The organism is uncultured Eubacterium sp. (assembly GCF_934561735.1).
Classification (GTDB): domain Bacteria; phylum Bacillota; class Clostridia; order Oscillospirales; family Acutalibacteraceae; genus Eubacterium_R.
Genome location: NZ_CAKTGT010000010.1, coordinates 29,722 through 52,515, shown reverse-complemented (window position 1 = coordinate 52,515; position 22,794 = coordinate 29,722). Strand labels below are relative to the sequence as shown.

Annotated in this window: 20 protein-coding genes; 5 read left to right on the top strand and 15 right to left on the bottom strand. The window is 40.2% G+C overall.

Annotated features, from left to right (window positions below; translation table 11 throughout):
- Positions 1-35 precede the first annotated feature (35 nt).
- Positions 36-1,247: a hypothetical protein gene (locus Q0E08_RS07985; protein ID WP_294778595.1), complete on the bottom strand. Its 1,212-nt coding sequence runs from the start codon at positions 1,245-1,247 to the stop codon at positions 36-38.
- 123 nt (positions 1,248-1,370) lie between these two features.
- On the opposite strand from Q0E08_RS07985, the gene Q0E08_RS07980 reads away from it, so the two are divergent.
- The gene (locus Q0E08_RS07980) at positions 1,371-1,712 is read left to right on the top strand and encodes a type II toxin-antitoxin system PemK/MazF family toxin (protein ID WP_177665383.1); all 342 of its coding nucleotides are present in this window, start codon (positions 1,371-1,373) and stop codon (positions 1,710-1,712) included.
- Between the two features lie 281 nt (positions 1,713-1,993).
- Here Q0E08_RS07980 and Q0E08_RS07975 read toward each other — a convergent pair whose 3' ends face one another.
- From Q0E08_RS07975 to Q0E08_RS07940, 8 genes are all read right to left on the bottom strand, one after another.
- A complete protein-coding gene (locus Q0E08_RS07975) occupies positions 1,994-3,484 on the bottom strand; it encodes an alpha-N-arabinofuranosidase (protein WP_294778594.1) in 1,491 nt (496 codons plus the stop codon).
- Positions 3,485-3,493: 9 nt separating this feature from the next.
- Positions 3,494-4,402: a glycoside hydrolase family 43 protein gene (locus tag Q0E08_RS07970; protein ID WP_294778593.1), complete on the bottom strand. Its 909-nt coding sequence runs from the start codon at positions 4,400-4,402 to the stop codon at positions 3,494-3,496.
- Positions 4,403-4,485: 83 nt separating this feature from the next.
- Positions 4,486-5,763, bottom strand: coding sequence for a YbbR-like domain-containing protein (locus tag Q0E08_RS07965; RefSeq protein ID WP_294778592.1), 1,278 nt, complete (start codon positions 5,761-5,763; stop codon positions 4,486-4,488).
- The gene (gene cdaA / locus Q0E08_RS07960) at positions 5,763-6,683 is read right to left on the bottom strand and encodes a diadenylate cyclase CdaA (protein WP_294778591.1); all 921 of its coding nucleotides are present in this window, start codon (positions 6,681-6,683) and stop codon (positions 5,763-5,765) included. The genes Q0E08_RS07965 and cdaA overlap by 1 nt, the downstream gene beginning before the upstream one ends.
- A 77-nt stretch (positions 6,684-6,760) precedes the next feature.
- A complete protein-coding gene (locus tag Q0E08_RS07955; RefSeq protein WP_294778590.1) occupies positions 6,761-7,891 on the bottom strand; it encodes an aminotransferase class V-fold PLP-dependent enzyme in 1,131 nt (376 codons plus the stop codon).
- A complete protein-coding gene (locus Q0E08_RS07950; protein WP_294778589.1) occupies positions 7,888-8,106 on the bottom strand; it encodes a putative Se/S carrier-like protein in 219 nt (72 codons plus the stop codon). Before Q0E08_RS07950 ends, Q0E08_RS07955 begins: the two co-directional genes overlap by 4 nt.
- A 247-nt stretch (positions 8,107-8,353) precedes the next feature.
- Positions 8,354-8,770: a hypothetical protein gene (locus Q0E08_RS07945; RefSeq protein WP_294778588.1), complete on the bottom strand. Its 417-nt coding sequence runs from the start codon at positions 8,768-8,770 to the stop codon at positions 8,354-8,356.
- Between the two features lie 3 nt (positions 8,771-8,773).
- Positions 8,774-9,451: a hypothetical protein gene (locus Q0E08_RS07940; RefSeq protein WP_294778587.1), complete on the bottom strand. Its 678-nt coding sequence runs from the start codon at positions 9,449-9,451 to the stop codon at positions 8,774-8,776.
- Positions 9,452-9,554: 103 nt separating this feature from the next.
- Between Q0E08_RS07940 and Q0E08_RS07935 the strand changes: the two genes are divergently transcribed.
- Positions 9,555-9,767 (top strand): helix-turn-helix domain-containing protein, encoded by a 213-nt coding sequence (locus Q0E08_RS07935; protein WP_294778586.1) that lies wholly within the window; start codon positions 9,555-9,557, stop codon positions 9,765-9,767.
- 60 nt (positions 9,768-9,827) lie between these two features.
- Here Q0E08_RS07935 and Q0E08_RS07930 read toward each other — a convergent pair whose 3' ends face one another.
- The gene (locus Q0E08_RS07930; protein ID WP_294778585.1) at positions 9,828-10,403 is read right to left on the bottom strand and encodes a hypothetical protein; all 576 of its coding nucleotides are present in this window, start codon (positions 10,401-10,403) and stop codon (positions 9,828-9,830) included.
- 131 nt (positions 10,404-10,534) lie between these two features.
- Here Q0E08_RS07930 and Q0E08_RS07925 point away from each other — a divergent pair, with 131 nt between their 5' ends.
- Entirely contained in the window at positions 10,535-11,410 is an 876-nt protein-coding gene (locus Q0E08_RS07925; RefSeq protein ID WP_294778584.1) for an aldose 1-epimerase family protein, read from the top strand.
- A 13-nt stretch (positions 11,411-11,423) separates the two neighbouring features.
- On the top strand, positions 11,424-13,382 hold the full coding sequence (locus tag Q0E08_RS07920; RefSeq protein WP_294778583.1) for an NAD(+) synthase: 1,959 nt from the start codon (positions 11,424-11,426) through the stop codon (positions 13,380-13,382).
- Between the two features lie 60 nt (positions 13,383-13,442).
- Here Q0E08_RS07920 and Q0E08_RS07915 read toward each other — a convergent pair whose 3' ends face one another.
- The 5 genes from Q0E08_RS07915 to Q0E08_RS07895 all read right to left on the bottom strand — a co-directional run bounded on the left by Q0E08_RS07915 (position 13,443) and on the right by Q0E08_RS07895 (position 21,321).
- Positions 13,443-14,858 carry an MFS transporter gene (locus Q0E08_RS07915; protein ID WP_294778582.1) on the bottom strand — a complete coding sequence of 472 codons (1,416 nt, stop codon included), beginning with the start codon at positions 14,856-14,858 and terminating at the stop codon, positions 13,443-13,445.
- Between the two features lie 36 nt (positions 14,859-14,894).
- The gene (locus Q0E08_RS07910; RefSeq protein WP_294778581.1) at positions 14,895-16,229 is read right to left on the bottom strand and encodes a fucose isomerase; all 1,335 of its coding nucleotides are present in this window, start codon (positions 16,227-16,229) and stop codon (positions 14,895-14,897) included.
- Positions 16,230-16,394: 165 nt separating this feature from the next.
- A complete protein-coding gene (locus tag Q0E08_RS07905; protein ID WP_294778580.1) occupies positions 16,395-17,831 on the bottom strand; it encodes a glycoside hydrolase family 18 protein in 1,437 nt (478 codons plus the stop codon).
- Between the two features lie 18 nt (positions 17,832-17,849).
- The gene (locus tag Q0E08_RS07900) at positions 17,850-19,544 is read right to left on the bottom strand and encodes an ABC transporter ATP-binding protein (protein WP_294778606.1); all 1,695 of its coding nucleotides are present in this window, start codon (positions 19,542-19,544) and stop codon (positions 17,850-17,852) included.
- A gap of 49 nt (positions 19,545-19,593) precedes the next feature.
- Positions 19,594-21,321 carry an ABC transporter ATP-binding protein gene (locus tag Q0E08_RS07895; protein WP_294778579.1) on the bottom strand — a complete coding sequence of 576 codons (1,728 nt, stop codon included), beginning with the start codon at positions 21,319-21,321 and terminating at the stop codon, positions 19,594-19,596.
- 154 nt (positions 21,322-21,475) lie between these two features.
- Here Q0E08_RS07895 and Q0E08_RS07890 point away from each other — a divergent pair, with 154 nt between their 5' ends.
- Positions 21,476-22,786, top strand: coding sequence for a Gfo/Idh/MocA family protein (locus tag Q0E08_RS07890; RefSeq protein ID WP_294778578.1), 1,311 nt, complete (start codon positions 21,476-21,478; stop codon positions 22,784-22,786).
- The last annotated feature ends 8 nt before the right edge of the window (positions 22,787-22,794 follow it).

Here is a 22,794-nt window from a genome sequence, read left to right as displayed (position 1 = left end):
ACCGTCAAAATTTATGTTTTGGCGGTTTTTGTATATCAAAAATATTCTTTTAATAAATCATAATCATTATCTATGAGAATGACGGTGTTTTGGCGAATTTCGCAATCAACCTTCAGAATATCGATAAGGTTGGGGTTACGAACGGTCAAAACGCCGTTTTCGAGATTTTCTATATTTCGCTCTCCGCCGAGAGATTTTACAAGTCGGCGAACTTCTTTGGGATAGTATTTTTGATTATCCATATCAAACTTGGTAACAACAATTTGAACAACAAAATACATAAGCACGGCAAGGACAAAGCCGACAAGAAGAAAATATCCGATACTTCTGCCGTACCTAAAAAGATTGAAAACAGAAGCAAAGGAGCTGAATCCTATACGAATATCCACAAGAGAAGCAACAAAGTACCCCACACCGCCGACAAAGACAAAGCCGGCAAAAATCAGCGGATTATAGAAAAGCAGAAAAACAAGGAGCAAGGTATTATCTCCGAAAATCACAGACAAAACACACGGAAGCAAAAATGAAAAGAAATAACGCTTGCTTGTTTTTTTGAACAACGCAACAGCCGTACCGAGCACAAGAAAGATATTTACAAAATACTTACCCGTAAGGTAATCGGAGACCGATGACAACGGATTTTTAATATCGGCAAGGAAAATCTTTTGCACTCCCGATACGATTTTGCCGCCGACAAGAGTTGCCGCACTGCAATCGGTGCTATAAACCAAATCCGAAAAGTGATTGCCGAAAAGCGGAGTATAAACCTCGTTTAATATTCCGAAAAGGACTGCCCTGCCCTTAATTAGATAAGCAAAACTTTTAACATACATTTGAAGCGGCTCATCAAGCAAGCCAAATACAAGACCGACAACAACGCCCGAAAGTGCCGAGGTGATGACCAAATATTCAAAATCGAGATTTTTGCCGAGCATAACTAAAAGCACAGTCAAAACCGTGCTCATAACAAGGCCCAACGGGTGAGCCGTCACCAAATAAAATACGGCGTTAACGCTCAGTATCGAAAGCGAAACGGCAAAGCTTTTTGCAGACTCCTTATATTCGTAAAATGCAACAAAAGCACCGCAAGCGGCTGACCACAACAGCGAAGCAAAAACTTCGGTATCAAAATTTATCTTCGGCAAAACAAGTGCAAAAATATGCACGGCTGTCATATAAACCGAAAGCACGGCAACAGGATATTTAAGGCGTGTAATCAATCTTTCTTTAGATGTAAAAATATTCATATTAAGAATATGCCCCGGCAAAAAACTTTTATTCACTTTTTGAATATTATGTAACAGATGTTTAAAAACAAAGATAACTGTTAATCATAATGATATAAAGAAATTTTAAAAGGGTGAACAAAAATGAACATCAAACGAGGCGACATATATTATGCCGATTTAAGTCCCGTTGTAGGAAGTGAGCAGGGCGGAGTAAGACCTGTATTAATTGTTCAAAACGATGTGGGCAACAAATTTTCGCCCACGGTAATAGCGGCTGCTATAACAAGCCAACAAGGCAAAACAAGCCTGCCGACACACATTGAAGTAAACGCCCACGATTGCGGACTTGCAAAAGACAGCGTTGTACTGCTGGAGCAGGTACGCACCATAGACAAAAGGCGACTGAAAGAAAAGATGGGCACATTGCCTACAAGCGATATGACCAAAATAAACAATGCAATAACAATATCAATGGGATTATAATAATAAAAGACAGGTATCCATGCGGATACCTGTCAGACTGTCGATAAAGCCCCTGAACCACGCCAAAATTGTTTCAGCGAAACTTTGTAGGGGATAGGCTTGCCTATCCCGGAATACTACTAATTTAATAATACTATTTAAAGAAAAGTACCGCAAACATCAAATTTGCGGTACTTTTGGCGTTTTTCGTTTTTTGCTCACAAGCGGTACCATCGTACAGCAAAGTTCGCAAGAAAACGAAATTCAGAATCTTTCTCAACAGCCTACAGTGTGTCGTTTTATTATTTTGATAAGCGAATTACATTCCACGAGAACGGTTTGAGTTCGGCGGTGAGAGTTGAACCGTCAACCGTCGGAAGAGGATTGGTATGAGGGCAAACAACCTCGCCGTCAAATCCGTTGACATCATCTTTTGAATAACCGTCCATAGATATAAATTCAATCGGCTTAAAGCCGTCAAAATCCATAAGATTTACATCAAGAACAGCACTTTCGTCCTGCGATTTATTAACGCAGAAAATCGTAATGCTTTGTTCGTCCTCGCTCATAGTGGCAATTGCTTCAAGATACGGCACATCGGTGAATTCCCTGCAATCGTATTTTGGGCAATCGATGATAGGATTAAGTGAATATCCCCTGCCGAAATTTGACATATGCTCAAACGGATAAAAAATTGTTTGCTTAAACACTCTGCCGCCGTCCTCGGTAAAAATCGGAGCAATAACATTTACAAGTTGAGCAAGGCAGGCAATTTTTATTCTGTCACAATGACGGAGAAGCGTAATCATCATTGAGCCGACAAGAAGTGCATCCTCAAAATTATAAATATCCTCAAGGCGAGGCGGAGCGTAGCTCCAACGCTCATAAGGCACATCGTTGCTGTGATACCAAACATTCCACTCATCAAACGAAAGATTAACGGTTTTTTTAGTGCGTTTTTTTGCTTTTACATAATCACAAACGCAAATAACGGAATAAATGAATTCTTCAAGTTCGAGAGTTTTTGCAAGGAATGACGGAGTGTCATTTGCCTGATTGCCGTAATACTGATGAAGTGACACATAATCAATGCTGTCATAAGCAATATCAAGTGCAGTTTCCTCCCATTGGCCGAAGGTCGGCGACTGACGGGAGGACGAGCCGCAAAGCACGGTTTCGATAGTATCATCAGTCCATTTCATCATTTTTGACGCTTCATTGGCAAGTTTGCCGTAATCGGAAGCGGTTTTGGCACCCATCTGCCATCTGCCGTCCATCTCATTGCCGAGGCACCAAAGTTTGACATTCCAAGGCTCGGCAACGCCGTGAGATTTACGCAAATCAGACCAATATGTACCGCCCTTATGATTGGTATATTCAACTATATTGCGTGCTTCCTCGGCACCCCTTGTACCGAGATTGACAGCCATCATACAATCGGAATTTGCCTTTTTGCACCAAGACATAAATTCGTTAAGTCCCACATAATTAGGCTCGGTAGTTCCCCACGCAAGGTCAAGACGCTTAGGACGATTTTGAACAGGTCCGATACCGTCCTCCCAATTATAGCCGGAAACAAAATTACCGCCCGGATAACGAACTATAGGAACATTTAACTCCTTAACCAAATCAATTACATCCGTTCTGAAACCCTGTTCATCGGCAAGCGGATGTGTTGGGTCATATATACCGCCGTAAACGGCTCTGCCGAGATGCTCAATAAACGAACCGTAAATTCTGTTGTCGATTTTGCCAACCTTAAACTCCTTGGCGATAGTCATTTTTGCTTTCATACTGTTCTCCTAAAATCCGAAATGCTGTAAAAGTCGGTTGTATTCCTCGTCTGTTATATGAAGCATTGAGCCGTGACGAGGGTGAAAATCCATTGAAAAATCATCCGGATTGACCGGTTTAAAATGAAGCATGTCTTCTGTTTGCTGCATATAATAACCGCCGTCAACATAAAGGTCCATAATCATTACAAAACTGTTTGTGCCTAGGATGTTATACATACAGTTACCCTCAACATGCTTGTCCGTGCAGGTGACGGCATTATTTTCAAACTCACGGTACGGGCCTGTGATTTTATCTGCCACGACCTCGCAAACGGTTTTGACACATTCATCTTTATAGCACATATAAAATTTGCCGTCTTTTTCAACTATGTCGGCATCGATTGCATCAAGACCGTTTGACGGTGAAAAGAGTTCCTCAGGCTCGGTAAAATGCTTAAAATCATCGGTATACGAATACCAAATGGAAAGCGGCTTGTCATCATCGGTGTTGTTAACCGAAAAATAAACAAAATACAAGTCCTTATTTTTATCATAAAGTGCCTGCGGTGCCCAGATTTTATCGGCTGATTTTGTAACATCAAACATATGAAAATCAACGGCGGTTTCGTCTGTCCAATGAACGAGGTCATCGGATTTCCAAGTGACAATGCCGTGATTTGAGCACCAACCGTCATCACTTTTCATATCCGTTGCTATGATATAAAAACAGTCCTTGCCTCGGATAATAAACGGGTCACGGCAACATTTTGTGCCGAGTGATTGAGTAATCAGCGGTTGATTTCCGTTTAGCGGTGTAAAATGATAGCCGTCCTTTGAAAGAGCAAAGCACACCCGTTCTTCATAAGGACGGTTGCCGAGAAAATAACAAAAAAGATAGTTGCCGCCTTTTGACAAGGCAGGAGTTGCGTAATTCATATATTATTCCTTTGTTTAACCCCTCAGTCGTTGACAAGCAACGACAGCTCCCCTAACAATTAGGTAGGGGAGCCTTGATAGGTTTATTCTATTGTTGCTGTGTATTTACCGTATGCCCAAGCCTTTGAATTGGAAACGGTAATTTCTATCGGATATTGATTATTATCCGTTTTCTTTGAAACATCACACTTCAAAGTAAGATTTGAAGAATTGATATTTGCATTTTTCGGTGCAAGAATCGTTACGGTCTTACTGTCTATTGAGCTGACAGCAAGTTTTTCTTCCTTCTGTGCACCCTCAATAACAATATCATCCTTATTAATCCTTACCTTATGCTCGGAATAAGAATTGCTTACAGTTACCTTGGCGGTTATCCTTTTTGTTCCGTCAAGAACCGAAACGCCGTTTAAATTGCTGACATCAAATTCAAACTCTTGTGTGCCGACAGTTAAATCGCCGAAATAAATCGTGCCGACATTTGCATTTGTTATATCGGCAGTTGAAAGAACACCGGCGTAAAGCTGACTTTTTGAATACGAAACGCTGACAACATTTTTGCCAAGCCCCGTAGGCTGATCCTCAAATGTTGAGGTGACAGGCAAAGTAGCCGTTTTCAGCACAGGGAGAGTAACGGAAAGCGATGTTATAGGCGTGTTGGTATCGGTTCTGCTTGTAACGGTGAGATAACTTGTTTCAACTCCGTCACCGTCAAGTTTAATATCACAATCCTGAGTATACGGTTCGGTAAGTTTTGTTTTGTCACCGAAATCAACCTCGCAATAAGCGTTATCTATTTTGTCAACATAGGTTTTTGGACCCGAAACAACTATTTTGTCCTCACTCAAAACCGGTGAACCGAACACATAACCGTCTGCCACCCTATCGGAATCATATTTCAAGTCAACATCAAATGTTTTTGTTGTGTTTACATCAAAATAGCCCTCAATTGAACTTGGATATACGGATTCAACGGTATAATCAAGTCGCTTCGATTTGTTGGTTACACGAATAGGGATTGACTGATTGCCCGTTCTGTTAACGGCGGAGGTATCAAATGTAATATTAAGGTCGTCTGCCGTTACCTGACCGATAACATACTTTTGACCCGAAAGGGTTATGCTCAAGTCAACGGAATTTTGGAGTGCGTAATACTGCATACCTATGCCCGAAAGCTTACCGCTGAGTTCGATAGGAGCGGTGACCTTGATAGTTTTGGTATCATCTGTACCTACGCTGAGCGATGAGCCTATCCATACAATAAGAGCCAAAAAAATCGAAAGCACAACAAGGTACTTATCATTATAAATGAGGTCCGAAAAAGAAAACTTTTTCTTATCTTTTTTATTAGAATTATCAGCCATTATTTAAACCTCCTTTTCAGCTTAGATATTATCTTATCATCCGAGGAGATATTGTCGGGAATGTACTGCTGAGTAAGAATATCACGCATATCACCGGTTGAAATGTTGCGACTGAGAGTACCGTTAACGGCACAACTGATTTCGCCTCTTTCTTCGCTGACGACAAAAACAATTGCGTCGCTTTGCTCGCTCAACCCGAGAGCCGCTCTGTGACGGGTGCCGAGTTGTGAAGAAATGTTGTTGTTTTTTGTAAGCGGCAAAATACAACCTGCGGCATAAACGCTGTTGCCCCTGATAACCATCGCACCGTCATGAAGCGGTGACTTTGGATAAAAGATATTGCCGATGAGTTCCTTTGACGGAGTACCGTCTACAACCGTGCCCGAAGCAATGATATCACCGAGGAGCGTATCGTTTTCAAATACTATAAGAGCACCGATTTTTGCATCCGACATTTCGGCACAAGCCTTACAGGTGGCGTCAATGGTTTTTTTCATTTCGGCAACATCAATGGCAACGCCCGAATTGAAAAGCCCTTTTAACAAATTCTGTGCCTTGCCCTTGCCTATTTGCTCCAAAATCTTACGAATTTCGGGACCGAAAAGGATAACAAGAATAATAAGGATATTATTGAATATCATCCTCATAATATAGCTTGAGGCTCCCATGCCGAGGAAGGTAACTATAAGATAAACCAAAAACAACAGCAAAAAGCCTTTTATGAGTTGCATTGCCCTTGTTTCTCTCATAACCCTGACAACAAGGTATATCAAAGCCGCAACAAAAATTATATCGACAACATCAATTATACCGAAGGTGCGAAAAAGCCCTTTGATTTGAGAAAAGAAATCTATAATTGAATTGCCGAGATTTTTAATATATCTGAATTTGAATTGAATCACTAAATCTAACAGTGGCATTTTTTTCATTCCTAAAATTTAATTATCTATATAATAACATATCCCGGCGAATAAATAAAGTAAATTTAAGTCTAAATTCACAACTTTTTTACAAGATTAATAAGTGCGTCACAATCACGATGAGTATTGAACATACCGAAGCTTATGCGAACGGTGCCTCTGTCGGTCGTTCCGAAATGTTTATGTGCAAGCGGTGTGCAATGGAATCCCGCCCTTGTGCAAATATCGTTTTTCGCCAAAATTGCGGCAGTTTTTTCGCTTGAATAATCGCCGAAATTGAAAGAAATAATCGGCATTGTTTTGCCTTGTTCGGGAAACGGTGTATAAAGAACAACATCATTTATATTTTCAAGTGCTTTATAAGTGTGCTGCATAAGCGAAAACTCGTGACTATATATTGCATCGGTGCCGTAGGAATTTATATAATCAATGCCTTTACCAAGCGAAACAATACCCGAATTGTTAAGCGTACCGGCTTCCAATCTGTCGGGCAAAAAATCGGGTTGTTTAAGCGACATTGAGTTACTTCCCGTACCGCCTTCTTCCACGGTTGAAAGTTCCAAACCGTCCCTGACGGCAATAAAGCCCGTACCCATAGCACCCAAAAGGCATTTATGCCCCGGGGCACACAGAATATCTATATTATCCCTTTTGGCATTTATATCGGCAACGCCTGCCCCCTGTGCACCGTCAACAACAAACCTGATACCGTGTAACTTGCACATTTTGCCTATTTTCGCAACAGGAAATGTCACGCCGAAAGCGTTGCTTGAGTGCATACACACAACCAGCGTTGTATTTGGCTTTATCAAATTTTCAAAATTCGCAACCGTTTCGTCATCGTTATAGGAATACTTTGCAATATCGTAATCGATTATACCGTCATCAAACAATTTTTCGGCAACACGGCTGACGGAATTATGCTCAAGCGACGAAATAATAATGTGATCGCCCGACTTAACGCTGCCCTTGATTGCCATATTGAGTGCCTCGGTACAGTTTTTGGTAAAGGCAACATTTTGCGGCTCAAAACCGAACATTGAAGCAACCTTTTCACGCACGGAATAAATCATTTCACCGGCTTTAATACTCTCCTTATACCCTCCTCTGCCGCTGTTGAACGAATATTTTTTCATTGCCAAAACAGCGGAAGCAAGCACCGACGAGGGTTTTGGATAAGTGGTTGCCGCATTGTCAAAATAAATCATCGCTCGGTCACCCCGAGAATTCTTATTCCGTTTTTGTACAGCAAACTTTTAGCGGCATCACAATCATTGTAATCCACCGTTATAACAAAACCGCAGCCGTCACCGGGAGTGGGATTTTCTATTCTTGACACGGCAGGTTTGATACCGTAACGCCGAAGCAACTTTGCCCCTCGCTGTGCGTTTGTAACAGAGCCCACCTTAATTTCACAATTCACAAAATCACCTCGTTTACAAGTGTATACATACATTACATAGTATGCACAGAAGGAGGTTTTTGCATCAGGATATTTACAATATGTTTATTTCCTTCGATATCTTTGCTATAACAAAATAAAAAACAAAAAGACACAAAAAGGAATTAATCCCATTGTGCCTTTTCATCCTTGTTACTTTCTTTTAACAAGGCAAATTATAAATTTTATTGTACTCCATAAAAAATAATATTAATAACACACAAGTGTATTATTCGATTATCAATTTATCCTTTTCAATCACAATATTATGTTTGTAAATACGAGCTTTGTAAACATACATGTTTTTTTGAGCGATAATTATCGGAAAATACAGAGTATCCGTTATATTTTCTACACTGCTCATAATATCTCTTATATATAATTCATCGGATTTTGACAAATATATATTAGATGGATAATGCGTATGATAAATACCTAAAAAATCAATATTATTATCATACCATTCCTTTATTGTGCGATTAAGTAATTCAATATTCGGTTCATAACTCCCGTAAAATGATTTTTCTTTATCACAAACACAATAACATACAGAATTTCCCCAACCGCCTAAAAAGCCACCTGTTTCATATGGCGATTTAGGCAAAGAATAAACAATTTTTTGAAATATTTCTTTTTTGATTTTCATAAATTATTTGAGATACAAAACATAAGCTTCTACCGTTTCAACTTCATCGTCTTCTTCAGGTGTGCCGACAACATGAACATGGTTAGCAAAAGGTGCAGGGCAAACCTCGGTATCGTTATCAATAACAATTTCTTTATGTTCAGGCGACCTTGACCAATCTATTAAAGAATACGGAACATACCATTCTGCACCCCTCATCTCACTAAATTCAAAACAAACAAAATTATCTCTATAAACACTTGTTTTACGATCATTGATGACAATCTTACCTAAATCAAGTGCATCGGAATTAACCAAATCATTTGAAATAACTTCATATGTGCCGGCAGAACTGTTAACAAAATCATAAGAAGATTTATCAAAATAACTTACTATACAATTCTTTTTATCAAAATCTATTTTTGTACCACCTGTAAAATAAACATAATCGTCATCATCACCCGTTATTCTGTAACCTTTAATTCGTATCAACGAATTGTCCATTTGTGAAAGATGTTCAAATCCAAGTTCATCGGCAGGAACAGAAAACAAATTAAAGCCTGAACTACCCGAAGATTTTACTTGAGAACCGTCTTCTTTAGGAAAAGTGTAAGACATATATGCCAGTCCGCTCAAGGCAATCAAAATAACAGCAATAGCTATCAAAGTAAAAACTATAAATTTTTTATTATTTTTTTCCATAAAAATTCTCCTCAATTCAAAATACAAACTAATTATAGCGAATTTTTCGCTAAAAGTCAATAGCGAATATCTCGCTATACTATAATTGATATCGGTGATAATCATGTACAAAAGAATACGAAATTTGCGTGAAGATAACGATTTAAAACAGCGTGAACTTGCAGAAATTCTAAATTGTTCGCAAAGAATATACAGCAATTACGAGCGTGGAGATGTAGATATTCCCACCGAAATATTAATTAAGCTTTCAAAACATTATAATGTATCGGTGGATTACATTCTTGAAATAACAGACAATCCCATAATAAACAAATAAAACAGTACAGTTAATGCAACGATTTCTGCGTTAACTGTACTGTTTTAACATATAACTTTTTTATACTATCATACCCGATTCCATCCAAGACATAACGGACGAGTACTCTTCTTTGTATTCATCAAGCTTTTCGGTATTGGAATCGACAAAAGCCATAAATTCATCTACATCTTCAAAATCAAAGGTAAAATCCTGCACAAAATCGTAGGTTGCCGTGAAGAAGTAATCAAACAAATCATCGGGTGAAAAACATTCAAGAAGTTTATCGGCAACAATCTCGGTCATATAATCAAGGCCGTTTTTAATTTTAAGCTCTTCGTCATCATCAAAAGTGTCTATATTTTCATCAGCCTCGCAATATGCGACAATATCATCTTGCGACACTCCTATTTGTGCAAGGTAATCAACGACATCTTCAAAGCCCGTTTCGTTAACCTCATCATAAAGACGGTATTCAAACTCACCGATAAGATTTTGGATTGCGGTTGCCTTAAAAAGTGCGTCTATCTCGTGGCCCGGCTCATCGGTAATTACAAAGCCGTCCTGTTCAAATTCAGACCATATAAGCTCATAAAGACGGGTGTACTTGTCCTTTTCTTCAAAAACCGCCTCGTGTATAAATGAATTCAAATCCATAATTTTCTCCTAACATCACAATGATTTATAAATGTATTGTATATCATATTGTATTTTATTTCAATATTGCATTATAGATTATTTTAAGTTATAATTTAATTATGTATACATTTTAGATTTAAGGTGAAATTATGAAATACAAAATTACAAGCAACGAAGCCGAGGTTTGTGTTTTGCCAAAAGGGGCAATGCTTACTTCTCTGCTCAAAAACGGCACGGAATATCTTTGGCAGGGCGACGAAGAGCATTGGAGCGGTCAGGCGCCGATCTGCTTCCCTATTGTTGGAATGTTGCCGAACAACGAGGGCACGGCATTTGGAGAAAAGTGCGTAATGAAACGCCACGGCGTTGCAAGAATAAATCCGTTTGAACTCAAAGAGCAATGCAAAAATTCAATCACATTCATACAAAAATCAAGTGAAGCAACCAAGGCGGCTTTTCCGTTTGACTACGAACTTGAAGTAAAATACACGCTTATAGGTTCAACGGTAAGCGTTGAATATCTTGTTAAGAATACAGGCAAGAAAAAGATGCCGTTTGTTATCGGCGGTCACCCGGCGTTTAACTGTCCGCTTGGCGAAAACGAAAAGTTTGAAGATTACAAGGTAGTGTTTGACAAAGCACTTGAGGGCGGATATCTCCGTCCCGACCATCACAGCGGACTGATAGACATTGAAAACAGATTTGATGATTTTGGCAGCAAGTCTGAAATTGCAATGCGACACGACTTGTTTGAAGAAAAAGACGCTATGATATTTGACAACATCGCACCAAAATCGGCAACGCTTATCGGACCGAGAGGCAAGGGTGTAAAAATCGAATATCAGGATATGACAAACCTGCTTATTTGGTCTGCGTGCGGCAATGCCGACTTTGTTGCACTTGAGCCGTGGACAGGAATTTCCAACTGCTCCGACGAAACAAGCGAGATTGAAAAAAAGCGTGGAATGACAATACTTGAACCGAACGAACAGGCAGGATTCAAGTACAAAATTACAATGATATAACCGAGGGTAAAAAATGAATTACGGAATGTTTAGAGTAGCTTCGGCAAGCCTCAAATTGAAAGTGGCAAACCCGAGCTACAACAAGGTTGAAATCAAAAAAGCAATATACGATGCAGAAAAGCAAGGTGTGCGACTTCTTGTGACTCCCGAACTTTCGATAACAGGATATTCCTGCGGAGATTTGTTCTTTACAAAATCACTCATCAAAGCATCAAACGAAGCACTTTACGACATTGTTGAATACACAAAAGACAAAAACATTGTTGTGGTTGTGGGTGCTCCGTGGGCTATAAAAAACTCACTTTACAACTGTGCATTTGTAATTTATAAAGGTGAAATCTTGATGGCTGTGCCAAAAAAGCATCTGCCAAACTACAATGAATTTTACGAAAAAAGATGGTTTGCAGAGGCTATGGACGAAGGCTTCGACGAATGGATTAACGAAAAGGAATACGGTTTTGAGATTTCCACAAAGAAGCTTATTAAACTTGATAACGAAATTACTGTCGGAGTTGAATTGTGCGAGGACTTGTGGGTGACAAACCCGCCGTCAAACAAACTTGCGACCGAGGGTGCAAACATTATAATTAACCTTTCCGCAAGCGACGAATATGTTTCAAAGGCACAGTACAGAAAGAAGCTTATTGAAACGCAATCTGCAAAATGTATCTGCGGATATATTTATGCCGGTGCAAGCGTATACGAAAGTACATCGGACCTTGTTTTCGGCGGTGCAACAATCATTGCGGAAAACGGAACAATTCTTGCCGAGGGCAAGCGTTTCAGCCGAGAGAATGTAATCACCATTGCAGACATCGACTGCGAAAAGCTCAACACGCTTCGCCTAAAGGACACAAGCTTTGGCAACAATTCTATCAGCGAATTTGAAACTATGGATTTGACTTGTGATTTTTGCTTTGATAATGATGATGACGATGACGATGATGACGAGCCTAAAATCGAATTAAATCCTGACAACGATTTAAAGTTCAGATACATTGACCCTCACCCGTTTGTTCCGAGCAACAAAGACGAAGTGCGTGAAAGATGCGAAGAAATATTTGCAATTCAGGCAAGCGGACTTGCAAAACGAATTGAACACATTCGTTCTAACGGCTGTGTAATCGGCATCAGCGGCGGACTTGACAGCACGCTGGCACTTCTTGTTGCGGTTGAGAGCATGAAACTTCTCGGCAAGCCTATGACGGACATCATCGGCATCACTATGCCGGGCTTCGGCACAACCGACAGGACCTACAACAACGCCATTGAATTGATGAAGTCGCTCGGTGTGACTATCAAGGAAATCAGCATAAAAGACGCTTGTATTCAGCACTTAAAGGACATTGAGCACAGCGAGGATGTGCACGACATTACATACGAAAACACACAGGCAAGAGAGAGAACGCAAATTCTTTTTGATATGGCAAACAAAATGGGCTGCTTGCTTGTGGGCACAGGTGATTTATCCGAGCTTGCAATGGGTTGGTGCACATACAACGGCGACCATATGAGCATGTATGGAGTGAATGCCTCTGTGCCTAAAACACTTGTGAGATACCTTGTTGAATATGTTGCAAGCCAAAGTGACGAAAAAACAAAGGCTATATTGCTTGATGTACTCGACACACCTGTTTCGCCGGAACTTCTTCCGCCTGACGAAAACGGCAAAATTGCTCAAAAGACGGAGGACAACATCGGTCCGTACGAATTGCACGACTTTTTCCTTTACAATTTTGTGAGATTCGGATTTACAAAAGAAAAGCTCCAAAAGCTTGCTGAAAAAGCATTTGACGGAGTATATGACAGAAAAACAATAAGGAAGTGGCTTGATGTATTTATGAGAAGATTTTTCATCAGTCAGTTCAAGAGAAATTGTATTCCCGACGGGCCAAAGGTCGGCTCGGTTTCGCTCTCCCCTCGTGGTGATTGGAGAATGCCGAGTGACGCAAGTTTTGACGATTTTATGTAATAAACAAAAAACAACCGATGCGTAAATCAAAAACGCATCGGTTATTTGTATTTTAAAGATTTAATCGGTTTCTTCTCTCTGCTTCATAAGTGCATTGTGCATTTCGGTTACTTTATTTTTGGTAAGGTCAAAGCCGAAGAAAAGAACAAGAGCCATAATCAGGAAGAAAATTGCCGGAACAAGGGTTGAAATGTCATACAATTTTGCAAGAACATCATCTGCAAGTGCCTTGCCCTGCTTAGAAGCATCGGAATTGTAATTGATAAATGCCAAAAGAGCATTAAGACCGACGCCGGCAAGGGTTTGACCGAGTTTACGCATAAACGAAATAAGTGCATAAGCCGTGCCCTCTTCCCTTCTGCGAGTGCGAAGTTCGTGATAATCGATAACATCCATAACGAGTGCCCATAATTCAAGCACAAGGAAGGTTTGACCGAGGCCCGAAAGAAATACGAAGAAAAGGAACACATACGGATTGCTTGTTTTAATAAAGAACAGCACAAAAGTTACAGCTGCGGCAAAGAACATACCGTATGAGCAAAGTTCCTTTTTGCCGAACTTATCAATAAGTTTGTTCATAATCGGAATAAATACAGCCATCGGCAGATACGAGCAAACGGCAACCAGCGAATAAAGTCCCGGCTTGTGATAATAATCCGTAAAAAGATAAGTGTAGGTTGACTGATAGTAGAACTGAAAAGCCATAAGGAACATTGCGGCTATCGAAAGCATAACAAAAGCACGGTTTGAAAACAAATCCTTGATGCTTTGGGTAACCTTGTAATCGCCTTTTTCCTTAGCAAGCGGCTTGATTCTCTCCTTGGTCATCTTGTAATGAAAGAAGAAAATCACAACAGAAAGCACAGCCAAAACGGCGGCACAAAGGGTAAGTTTATTACCGTCAAGGGCTTGAATTTTTGTGCCGTTGGCATAGGTTCCCGTGGTGGTATAAACTATCATAGGAAGAAGTACAGTACCGGGAAGTCCGCCTACGCCCGCACCTATCGAACGCCACATAGAAAGCGAGGAGCGTTCTTTTTCATCATCGGTAACAACGGAAGCAAGTGAGCCGTAAGGAATGTTAACAGCGGTGTACATCATACCGTAAAATATATATGTAATATACGCATACAAAAGATATTTAGCCGGAGTTAAATTTGGTATAACCGTAAACATCAGCACACATGCAACCGCAAGCGGAATTGAAAACCAAAAGATATACGGTCTGAACTTGCCCTGCTTTGTGGGCTTGCGGGAATCAATAAATGCACCCCAAATAGGGTCGTTAATTGCATCCCACAATCTTGCAACCAAGATAAGCACAACAATTTTTGCCGGGTCGATATTGAGAACATCGGTGTAAAACTTATTTTGAAAAGCACCGACAAGCGAAAAAGTAAATATTCCGCCCATATCGCCGAGTGCATAACCGAGCTTATCCTTAAATTTTATGCCGTGAGTTAAATTATCCGCCATAAGCTATATTCCTTTCACGATAAAATATCGTTTATACTAAAAATTAACAACTTCTATACCGAGCATATCGGCAAGCGCCCGAAGTTCTTTTGAAATATCGGTCATTGCAACAGCATAGTGCGGCTCCCATCCGTTTTTAACGGATTTTTCTATAATATCCCTGACATTATTTTCGGTTTCAATCACAATAGTAGTGCCCGAGAACTGCTTGAAACGGTCAAGAGATTTGCCTTTTGCAATAAAAAAGCGGAATGTGCCGTCGGCTTTTTTGCCAACTCTGAACACGGTGGCATGGTCTACCGAGCGACAGCCGAAATCCATAACAGGACCTACACCGCTGATGTAGTGAGTGCCGACCTGTGCCCTTGAATCCTCACGGGCGATAGACGGCGGAGCCATACCGCAATTCCAAAATGTAATTGCATTGTATTCCTCATCCATAGAAACTGGGTCACCGAAATACGCAGGCATTTTTGAAAGATACTGGCAAATATAAATTGACAGAGCACCGTATGCGTCCGCCTCACACGCAGCAGGAAAGCCGAGGTCGTTAAGGAACGAAAGCACGGCACAAATCGGAGTGCCGTATACATTGATAAAATCGTGCATACAGCAAGACGACACAGCACCTATATCGTTTTGATTGCAATAATCAAAATAAGCCTTAAAAAGTCTGCCTGCGGCAAAAAGATTTTCTCTGTCTATATTAAACAAATTAGGCACGATATTCTGCACATCAAAAATAAAATGTCTTACATCGTCCTCGTCATACGAATTTGCCGCTTCCATAAGCTGTCTTGCTTCAACCGACACAAGATTAACGCCGAATGCACGCATAAGTTCGGTTTCTATTCCCTTGCCGAAGCCGTAACCTGCCGGAGCGTTGCCGACCTGAAGAAGATTGAGCTTTGTAAGCGAATATTTAAGTTTTGCCGCAATAAGTGCCGCCTTAATTTCATCAACGGTTTCATCGGCAAAGGTTGAGCCGATTACATAGCAAAAATTTTTTCCGAGATTTTCCATAACATTTGCCGCCGAATACGCACCTGTAAGCGAATTAAGGCGTAACCTTTGACCGTCAATAACCGGTTCCGGAATTGTCCAAAGCAAAATAGGACAGTCAACGCTTCTCAAAATTTCGGTAATAAAAACGCCGGTGGCAAAGGTCAGATTCTGCACAATGGCAAAAGTCGGATTTTTATCCTTTAAAAATTCACAAAGTTCTTTAACGGACACAATAGGTCCGTTGGGTGCGACTATATTTTTATCCACCAATTTAAGCATACCGATAGAATCGTTATATTTCATACGAGCTTCGTCCAAATCATATGACGGCACGCCTATCGGCAAATATATTGTTTGAAAATTCATAATAAATTTCTCCTCAACATTTTTCACAGCTTTATTTTAATGTTTTAATTATACAGCAAAGGTAACATAAAATCAATTAATTTCGTGCGATTTTTTATACAAAATTAATAAAAGACTTCTTGTGAAAGAAGCCTTTTATTTAAGTACATATTTTTAAGTATGTTTTTATTTTTGTTTTGCGGTCATTGTATCTCTGATTGCACCGAAAAGTGAAAGTTTGTTATCACTCGGCAAATCACAGCTATAATGCCAAATCATAATTCCGCCGAGGCCCGCATCAATGGCAAACGCTGTTTTATCAGCAATCATTTGATAAGAATTGATATACTGCGGAGCGGTCATAGGATTGCCGTCGTGGTCAAAATCGTTAAAGTAAATGAGATTGGTGTACTTATCGATTTTATCGCCGAACTGATTGTAATTGCCCCAATAGCCAAGGCGGTTTGTAGGTCTTGAATAAAACGGAACGCCGAGGTCTATCTGCTCTGCGGTGAAGCCGCCCTTCAGAGCCTTGTTAACTCCGTTAACGGTGGTTGAAAAAATTGAATGATAGCCGTGGGCTGTAAACATATCATAAAGCATAACCTCTGCCCTGTCGATAATTTTAAGCACATCGTCATCAAACTGCAAATCCCAAGGTGCTATTGCAAGCGAAATGATTTTATCGGGCATAGCCTTGTCAAGCTTACGCAGGAAGTTGTTAAAGAGTTTCCACTCGTTTTTGCTGTTAGGGAACTCATAGTCCATATCATAGCCGTCAAAGCCATATTTATTTACAAAATCAACAATATTTGCAACAAGATTGTCAACATGTTCATCGCTGAGCATTGATATGATATCGGCATTGTCATCACCGTAAGGCATTGCAATGTCTGTAATAATATTAATCTTTCTTTCGCCGATTTTTGATTTTAAAAGATTAACTTTATCGGCATAGTACTTTTCATCGACCTCATTTGAATCATTATCGTAAAACTTGATATTTCCCTGACCATCAAATTTTGCAGTACCGAAAACAATGACATCGGTGAGTGCGTCAAGATTGGAATAATCCGCATCTTCTTTAATATCCTCGGCAATTAAATAAGAGTTTACACGGAGATTTTTTGCATTTTCATTTTTAAGATAATAAGCTTCAAAGTTGTTGACATTGAACTTGCCCGAAGCCTGATTTACAAAAATGCGAAGGTATCTGTATTTTACATCACCCAAAAAGCAGGTGTGTCCGCCCTCGATACAATCGCTTTGATAAAGGAACTTATAGTTTGCATCCTGCTCGTTTGAACCGTAAATTTCAAACAAGGTAACTTTTTTACCCGACTCGCCGAGGACAACGGTGTTGAAATCGACGCTGTCTCCAAAATCAACGGTTACATACTTGTTTTCTTCTGCCTTTCCCTTGAGAGAAAAGCTCTTTTTTGTTTTGCCGTCCTGTGTAATGTATGTTGCGGAGGAAGCAAGATTTAAACCGTCGGAATCGTTGGCAGAATTTGAATATGTAGCTGTCATTATACTTTTGCCCGTATTTGAGCACGAGCAAAATGTAAGGCAGACAAGAACTGCAACAAGTACGATTGATAATGTTTTTTGTAATTTTTTCATAATTTCTCCTTTTGGTTATCACTTAACCGATGGGAACTGCGAATTATACAGTTCATAATAAAAACTTTTTTTAGCAAGCAATTCTTTATGCGTGCCCTGTTCAACAATGTTGCCGTCCCGCATAACAAGAATTATATCCGCCTCTTTAATTGTTGCAAGACGGTGAGCAACTATAAATGTTGTTCTGCCCTCCATAAGATGAGCAAAAGCTTTTTGGATACGAATTTCCGTTCTCGTATCGATTGACGAGGTTGCCTCATCAAGAATAAGCATAGGCGGTTTGCAAAGCATTAAGCGTGTAATGCAAAGAAGCTGTTTTTGACCCTGCGAGAGCGAACCGCCCGATTCACCGATAACGGTATCGTAACCGTTTGGAAGTCGCTTGATAAACGAATGAGAATGTGCTTTTTTGGCGGCTTCTACAACCTCTTCATCAGTAGCATTTTCGGCACCGAGTTTAATGTTATCCTTGATAGTGCCTGCTTTGAGCCATGTATCCTGAAGAACCATACCGAAATTTTCTCTGAGCGACTTGCGGGTTATATCATTATAATCCTTATTATCAAGCAAAATTGAGCCGCTGTTTACATCGTAAAATCTCATAAGAAGATTGATAAGAGTTGTTTTGCCGCAACCTGTAGGACCTACAATTGCAACTCTCTGTCCGGGTTGAACAGACAAATTGAAATTTTCGATAAGTTTCTTATTTTCAACATAAGAAAAATTAACATTTGTAAGTTGCATTTTGCCGTCAACAGATTTGAGTTCAACTGCATTTTCAGCATCGGCAGGAACTTCGTCCTCGGCAAGAAGTTCAAAAAGTCTGCCTGCACAGGCAAAAGCGTTTTGAAGTTCGGTAACAACACCGCTGATTTCGTTAAACGGCTTTGTGTACTGATTTGCATAAGACAAGAAGCAGGTCAAAACACCGACCGTGATTGCCTCTTGATTTGATTTGACGGCAAGGATTGCACCGAACATTGCAACTGCGGCATAAACGATTGAATTGACAAATCTTGTAGCCGGATTGGTGATTGACGAGAAGAACACAGCCTTGAGCGAATAATCCTGAAGTCTGCCGTTGATTTCGTCAAACTTTTGCATATTTTCATCTGCGTGAGAATATGCGTCAACGGTTTTTGCATTGCCTATCATTTCGTCAATAAACGAAGTTTGCTCTCCCCTTGTTTCGGACTGAAGCTTAAACATCTTGTGAGTGTTTTTTGCAATGAACGAAGCAATTATAAACGAAAGCGGAGTGACAACAACCACAACGATTGTAATCCACCAATTAATTTTGAACATAAATATGAGAGTACCGAGAATTGTTACAACACCTGTAAAAAACTGGGTGAAGCCCATCAAAAGTCCGTCTGCAAATTGGTCAACATCGGCTATTACCCTCGACACAATTTCACCGCTTGGGTGAGAATCAAGATAAGAAATAGGAAGTTTTTCAATTTTTGCAAAAGCCTTGTCCCTCATATCACGAACAACGCCAAAGGTGATTTTGTTATTGAGCACATTCATCACCCATTGAGAAAGTGCCACAACACCGATTACAACGCAAATTTCAATAAGAATAGGAATAATCTTGTCAAACCGAACAAGTCCCTTATCAATTATAAAGTCGATTACATTACCGATACGAACAGGAATGTAAAGTGAGCCGGCAACGCTGACAAGTGCAAGAAGCATTGATGCAACAAGCATCGCTTTATATCTGCTGACATATGCAAGCACACGCTTTAATATCTGTTTATTAGTCACCGACAGCCACCTCCTCTTCGCTAAACTGCGAGAAATAGATTTCTCTGTAAACCTCGCAGGATTTAAGGAGTTGTTCATTTGTGCCGACATCAACAATCTGTCCGTCTTCAAGAACGATGATTTTATCGGCAGACAAAATTGAGGAAGTTCGTTCTGACACGATGAACAAGGTCGGCTTATAATCAAGTGACAATATTGCCTCTCGAAGTGCCTTTTCCGTTGCAAAGTCGAGAGCCGACGCACTGTCGTCAAGCACTATGATTTCAGGCTTGGATACAATAGCTCTTGCAATAGACAGCCTTTGCTTTTGACCGCCCGAAAGGTTTGCACCGTTTTGCTCGATAACCGTATCAAGTCCTTCCTTTGCATACACATTATCATAAACCTGAGCAATGCGGAGTGCTTCGTTGATTTCCTCATCCGTTGCGTCCTTTTTGCCCCATTTGATATTGTCACGGACAGTGCCGGCAAAGAGCACCGCTTTTTGCATAACGAAGCCGATATTTGAGCGGAGTTCTTCTTTATCAACAGATTTGACATCCCTGCCGTTAACGGTTACTCTGCCCTTTGTTGCATCGTAATAATGCGGAATAAGGTTTACAAGGCTTGATTTACCGCTGCCCGTTGAGCCGATAACACCGACTGTTTGACCTTTGTCGGCAAAGAAACTGATATCTGTAAGGCTTTCTTCACCTGCTCCCTGATATGTGAGCGAAACATTGTCAAAGCAAACTGCGTGATTATCATATACTTTGTTGTCATCGGTATGCTCAAGAGTGTTTTGAACATTTAAAACATTTGCAATTCTTCCACCCGAAGCAAAGCCCTTTGTAATTGTTACAATAAGAGAAGCGAATTTGACAAGTTCAACAAGGATTTGGCTCATATAATTATAAAGAGCAACAACCTGACCTTGATTGAGAGTTCCCGATTCTACCTTTAATGCACCGCTGTAAATAAGAAGCACAATGCCAAGATTGATGATTATATAGGTAATCGGATTCATCAAAGCGGAAATTCTGCCTACGCTTCTTTGAAAATGTGCAAGGAGATTATTTCTTTCCTTAAATTTGTTATACTCGTCATCTTCCTCTGTGAACGCACGGATAACCCTTGCACCTGTGAGATTTTCTCTTGTCATAAGTGTTACGGAGTCAAGTGTATTTTGCACATTTTTATACATAGGAACAGTGCATTTCATAATAACCGAAACGACAATACTGAGAAGTACAATTACAAGCAAAAAAATAAGGCTGATTTTTGCATCAATGGTAAATGCCATAACAAAAGCACCGGCAACGATAAACGGTGAACGCAAAAACAGGCGAAGTACCATATTAACCGTGCTTTGTGCCTGATTGACATCATTTGTCATTCGAGTGATAAGAGTTGATGTGCCTATTGAATCAATTTCGTTAAATGAAAATGTTTGAATTCTTTTAAACAAAGCGTGTCTGACTTCCGTTGCGAAGCCTGTTGCCGCCTTTGCCGCAAAATACTGTGCGGTAATAGCCGCAACCATACCCACAACTGCAAGAACCACAAGCAAAAGTGCCTTTGACACAACCAATTTAAGGTTTCCCTCTCGGATACCGTCATTTATAATTGAAGCCACTACAAGAGGCACGATGAGCTCAAATATCGCCTCAAGCATTTTAAAAAGCGGAGCCAAAAACGACTGAATTTTATAGTTTTTCAAAAATGGTAAAAGCTGTTTCATTTTCCCTCCCAAAAACCGCATAAAGATAATAATATTATATAACATAATTAATTTATGTCAATGAGAAAAATATCATAAAAAAGCAAAAAACATATTGAATTATATATAAAAAGTGGTATAATTGATAGCGATATTTATCTGAGAAGGTGTTACTATGGAACAAAAACCAATTACAGCAATTATTGTAGGTGCGGGACACAGAGCATTTGTGTACAGCAAGCTTGCAAAAACGAATCCTGAAATGCTAAAGATTGTCGGTGTTGCCGATCCTAACCCGATAAGAAGAAAAAAGGCTATGGAAGAATTCGGATTTTCAGAAGATATGTGCTTTGAAAATGCCGAAGAACTCGCAAAGCACGGCAAACTCGCAGATACAGTCATCAACGGCACAATGGACGAACAGCATCTTGAAACGGCAGTTCCGCTCCTCAATGCCGGCTATGATATGCTCCTTGAAAAGCCTTTTGCACCAAACGAAGATGAAATGCGTCAAATAGTTGACTGTGCAAAGAAAAACAATTCTAAGGTTATGATTTGCCATGTTCTCAGATATACTCCGTTTTATTACGGAATTAAGGAGAGAATAGTAAACGGCGAAATCGGCGATATTATCAATATACAAACAACCGAGCATGTTTCGTACCACCACCTTTCAACTTCATATGTAAGAGGCAAATGGGCAAACAAGGACAAGTGTCACACAACAATGCTCCTTGCAAAATGTTGCCACGACCTCGACATTATGATGTGGATGATGAGCGAAACAAAGCCAACTCAAATCAGTTCATTCGGCGGCAAATTCCAATTTAAGCCTGAAAATGCTCCGAAAGGTGCAGGCACAATCTGCATGAAAGACTGCCCTTTGGTTGACACCTGCGTTTATTCAACAAAGCGACTTTACATAGACCATCCGGACAGATGGGCATTTTATGTTTGGGACGCACTTGAAAATATTGAAAATCCTACTATCGAGGACAAAATTGCACTTATGGAATCGGACAATCCGTATGCAAGATGTATCTACAAGTGCGACAACAATGTTGTAGACCATCAATCGGTTCTTGTTAACTTTGCAAGCGGTGCAACAGGCACGCACAATATGGTAGGCGGTTCTGCCGAGCCGAGAAGAGATATTCACATCATCGGCACAAAGGGTGAAATCTTCGGTAACTTTGAGGAAAGCAAGTTTACTGTTTTAAAGATTAATCCGTCACCCGATGCACACAACGAAGAATGTGATGTTGAAGAAGTTGACCTCAAGGTAACGGGCGATATGGTAGGCGCTTACGGCGGTCACGGCGGCGGCGACGAGCGACTTGCCGCAGACTTTGTTAAATTTATCAGAGGTGAAAAGCCGAGTCTTGCCTGCACATCAATCTTTGACAGCGTTGCGGGACACCTCAGCGTTTACCTTGCAGACGAAAGCAGAGAAAACGGCGGTATGCCGCAGGAAGTTAAGCTTTAAGGTGAAAA